Annotated in this window: 1 pseudogene; it reads left to right on the forward strand. The window is 72.0% G+C overall.

Annotation, left to right across the window (positions count from 1 at the left end):
- Positions 1-162: pseudogene (locus ACQG3P_RS20040) on the forward strand (HutD family protein); the annotation flags it as partial.
- Positions 163-264: the final 102 nt, after the last annotated feature.

Consider the following 264-nt stretch of genomic DNA (forward strand, 5'->3'; position numbering starts at 1 on the left):
ATCCACCTGTTGGCGGGGCAGGCGGGGTTCGAGGGCGAGCCGGAACTACCGCCGCTGCAGCAGGGCGACACCGCGTGGCTGGCGGCAGGACCGCGCAGGCGCTATGCGTTGCGTGGTGGTGGGGAGCTGCTCGCCATCCGCCTGGACCAGCGCGGTCAATAAACGTCGCGGCGGTAGCGGCCGGCGACGATCCGGGCTTCCTTGCCTGCGCGGCCCAGCGCCTGTTCGATCACCGCGTCCACTGCCGTGGCCATGCCCTGCTGG

It is taken from the genome of Stenotrophomonas sp. SrG (assembly GCF_050031795.1).
GTDB lineage: Bacteria > Pseudomonadota > Gammaproteobacteria > Xanthomonadales > Xanthomonadaceae > Stenotrophomonas > Stenotrophomonas rhizophila_A.